Below are 3,763 nucleotides of genomic sequence, written 5' to 3' on the forward strand. Positions count from 1 at the left end.
GCTGAAGGTTGTGTAGCACAGCCATGATCGCACCAACCGGCGCCGATCTGGCGATCGGGGAGGTCCTTACCAATTCCCGGGAAACGTGGAGGCTGGTTGGTTTAAGTTAATGCGGGTTTGGCGACCGGTGTTGCAAGTTGCCGATAGTAGTTTGCCTCAGCTTCAGCAGGCGGGATGTAGCCGAGGGGTTCCATCAATCGATGATGATTGAACCAGGCCACCCATTCCAGCGTTGCCAACTCGACGGACTCCCGTGTTTTCCACGGCGCACGACGATGAATCATTTCTGCCTTGTACAGGCCGTTGATCGTTTCAGCCAGCGCGTTATCGTAGCTGTCGCCCCGGCTGCCAACCGACGGCTCGATACCTGCTTCGGTCAGCCGTTCGCTGTAGCGAATGCTTACGTATTGCTTAGGTTCAAGGGGTCGTTGCAACACCTAATGTTTATGACGCAAGTAGTAGATCTCTCAGTGCTTCTGCTGGTGATTTCCATCCCAGGCTTTTACGCGGTCTGCAATTTAGTGCGTCTGCGACGGCATCAAGTTCGCGCTGTGTGTATCGGCTGATGTCGGTGCCTTTCGGAAAGTATTGACGTAACAGACCATTCGTATTCTCGTTGGTCCCGCGTTGCCAAGGGCTTTGAGGATCGCAGAAATAGATCTCCAGACCCGTATCGATTCGAAGCTGCACGTGCTGGGCCATCTCTGCGCCTTGATCCCATGTGAGCGAGCGCCTCAAGTGCTCAGGCAATAACACGATCTTCGCAGCTATGGCATTGCGGACGGCCTCCGCTCCATGACCCGCCAGGGGTGGCCCATTCTTGGCCCGCACGCCAGTGCCATGTCCCTCCATAGGTGGGAGATGGAGCAACATTGTATAGCGGGTGGTACGCTCGACCAGCGTACCCACTGCGGATCGATTAAGGCCGATGATCAGGTCACCTTCCCAGTGACCCGGAACAGCACGATCATCAGTCTCAGCCGGACGTTCACTGATCATGACCTCCGGAGTGATGAAATGCTTTCCTCGCTGTTGCGTCCTGGCTCGAGGCACACGAAGTGCACGGCCCGTACGCAAACAGGCAGTGAGCTCTTTTCGCAGAGCGCCACGGCCCTGAATGTAAAGCGCCTGATAGATGGCTTCGTGAGAGATTCTCATGGATTGGTCTTCGGGATAGTCAGCCTGCAATCGTCGACTAATCTGTTCGGGACTCCAGCAAGTGCCCCAACGCCGGTCCGCGCGGCGGCCTTGCCGTCGTCCTTTCCATGGTACGTCAGGTCCGGCAATCGGCCTGCCTTCTGAGTCGGTGACTGCTCCCGCCAATCGACTCTGCACATAATTCTTTAATCTCTCGTTCTTGGCCAGTCTGGAAGCTTTCGGACGTTCCGCGGCACGCTCAGCTTTCCACTGAGCAACCGTCGCCCTGTATAACAAAGTGCCGCCACGGGTTGCGGCGTTACGGCGCAACTCGCGCGAGATGGTCGACGGTGAGCGCTGCAGTCTTCGCGCGATCTCACGAATCCCGCAATCCTGCGCCCGTAGCAGCGCAATTTCCTCGCGTTCAGAAAAAAACAGATAAGGCGCAGTGCCCGGCGTCAGCTCGATCGGTGGCATTCCGCCCGCATCACGAAACCATCTTGGCCCCAAAGGTTGTGACACGCCACACGCCCGCGCCGCAGCCTCGCTCTCCATGCCTTGCGCGACACAATTCCAGAACGCCCGCTTAGTCTCTAGCTGATTGACACCTGGCCTGCCGGGCGATTGCATTATTGGTCTTCCTGTCTGTTCCAAACCCCAACCCTGTGGTCGTCCCATTTGACACCTCATTTAGGAGATGTTGCAACGACCAGTTGAATCCGCCTTGCGCACCGCTATCGGAGTGGTGGATCAGTGTTCCGTCATTGTCTGGCCGTCGAGCGTACAGCGCCTGTTCAAGTGCATCCAGAACGAAGTCCGTGGTCATCGACGAGCTGACGCGCCAGCCGACAATGCGCCGGGCGAACACGTCGATCACAAATGCGACATAGAGCCAGCCCTGCCACGTCGAGAGTGGAGTAAGAGACAGGGCGTAGTCGAGCTATTTCCCTGCCTCTCCTCCCCGAACCGGACTTGCACCTCTCAGTGCATCCGGCTCTCCATTCAAGCGTTGCTCATAGCAAAGGCGACATCGGCGTAGCGAGACTCGATGGTGCTGCGTTTCTCATCGCGCAGAATGTACGGATTCTCCGACGGCGAACGCCACCTGAATTGACCTTTCCGGCTGGTAACCAGACGCCGCAGCGCCACCGTCCCATACCAACCTCGACTGTTCTGGCCTTGTAGCACCCATGTCGTCGCTTGTCCCGGTTCTGGTGCGCGAATGTAGTCGCGCATCAGCGACCTGAACCCGCGCCGAAACCTGCGCGCAAGCCAGTAGCCGAATTTCCAGAAGACCGTGCGGTCCAGCTTTTTGAACATGGTGGCCGTAAAGTCGGTGAATTGATAGAAGGCAGCCCAGCCGGCAATCTGCCGATGCAGGCTCTCCATCAGATCCATCCGGTTCATGCCATAGTTGCCCGACAGTTGCTTGACGAGCCTCGCGGCAAAGCCCCGATACTTCTCCCACGGAATGGTCGTTACAGGTCGCATGCGACCGCGTGATCCACGCTTGCGGATGATTCGGTGACCAAGGAAGACAAAGCCATCGTTCACATGCGTGATATGGGTCTTCTCCATATTCAGCGTGAGCTTCAGTTCGCCTTCGAGGAACCCACGGCACGCTTCGCGTACGGCCTCAGCATGTTCGCGAGTCCCCTTGACCACAATCACAAAGTCATCCGCGTACCGACAGTAGGCGATAGCTGGTTTCCACTGGCGGTTTTCTCGCACAGTAATGGGACGCTGTTTGAGAATGGCGAAGTTCCACGCCCACCGATCCTTGCGCACCTTCTTGCTCAGGTAGTTCCTTTCCATCCACGCATCGAATTCATGCAACATGATGTTGGATAACAGGGGTGAAATGACACCGCCCTGAGGAACGCCTTCACTCGCGGCACGGAATAGATCGCGATCGACGCACCCGGCCTTGATGAACTTCCACAGCAGGGCAAGGAAGCGCTGATCGGCAATCCGCTTGCGGATTCCCTTCAGAAGAAGACGATGATGAACGGTGTCGAAGTAACTGGCGAGGTCGCCCTCGATAACCCAGCGACCTGAGACACTGTGTTCGCCACCGTCTTGTAGCTGAAGCTTCACCGTGCGAATCGCGTGATGAACACTAGGGGCCGGTCTGAAGCCATACGAAGCCGGATGGAAATCGCTCTCCCATATCGGCTCCATCGCCATCAGCATGGCCCGTTGTACGATCCGATCCCGCAGGCTCGGAATGCCGAGAGGCCTGAGCTTGCCATTCGCTTTGGGTATATACACGCGTCGCGCGGGCAGCGGACTATACGAGCCCGCCAACAGTTCTTCGCGTATCGTCGCCAGTTCATGAGGGAGATATGCTTCCATCATGCGCTTGTCGACACCATCCACGCCCGGCGTGCGGGCTCCGCTGGATGCCAGCGTGATACGAGCCGCCTCGCTCAGCCAATCCCTGTCGGCAATCAGTCTCAGGAGTCGATCAAACTTGCGTTCTTTGTTCTCCGTCGACCATATCGCCAGTTTGCTTTGCATTTCACTGATTATCAAAGGTCTTCACCTCACTCGAGAGTGCCGAGTTCTTGCGCCTTTCTCACGGTCTCATCTTGGCGTTCGTGAGCGCCGATCCAGTTCTCGGTAA

Annotated in this window: 2 protein-coding genes and 2 pseudogenes; all 4 read right to left on the reverse strand. The window is 57.2% G+C overall.

The genetic code is table 11. The features are described 5' to 3' along the window. Positions 1 to 101: 101 nt before the first annotated feature. A pseudogene (locus AWB81_RS41075) lies at positions 102 to 410 on the reverse strand (integrase core domain-containing protein); the annotation flags it as partial. A gap of 34 nt (positions 411 to 444) precedes the next feature. Further along, entirely contained in the window at positions 445 to 1,815 is a 1,371-nt protein-coding gene (locus AWB81_RS41080) for an IS30 family transposase (RefSeq protein WP_167306286.1), read from the reverse strand. A 46-nt stretch (positions 1,816 to 1,861) separates the two neighbouring features. Further along, positions 1,862 to 2,056: pseudogene (locus AWB81_RS41085) on the reverse strand (DDE-type integrase/transposase/recombinase); the annotation flags it as partial. An 83-nt stretch (positions 2,057 to 2,139) separates the two neighbouring features. Continuing rightward, complete coding sequence (gene ltrA / locus AWB81_RS41090) at positions 2,140 to 3,657, reverse strand: group II intron reverse transcriptase/maturase (protein ID WP_062644184.1); 1,518 nt, start codon at positions 3,655 to 3,657, stop codon at positions 2,140 to 2,142. Between the last annotated feature and the right edge of the window lie 106 nt (positions 3,658 to 3,763).

This window comes from Caballeronia arationis, from assembly GCF_001544975.2.
Taxonomy (GTDB): domain Bacteria; phylum Pseudomonadota; class Gammaproteobacteria; order Burkholderiales; family Burkholderiaceae; genus Caballeronia; species Caballeronia arationis.

What these genes read in the sequence shown, in the direction of transcription:
- AWB81_RS41080 (WP_167306286.1), bottom strand. Translation starts at nt 1,815, where the DNA reads ATGGGACGACCACAGGGTTGGGGTTTGGAACAGACAGGAAGACCAATA.
- ltrA (WP_062644184.1), bottom strand. Translation starts at nt 3,657, where the DNA reads ATGCAAAGCAAACTGGCGATATGGTCGACGGAGAACAAAGAACGCAAG.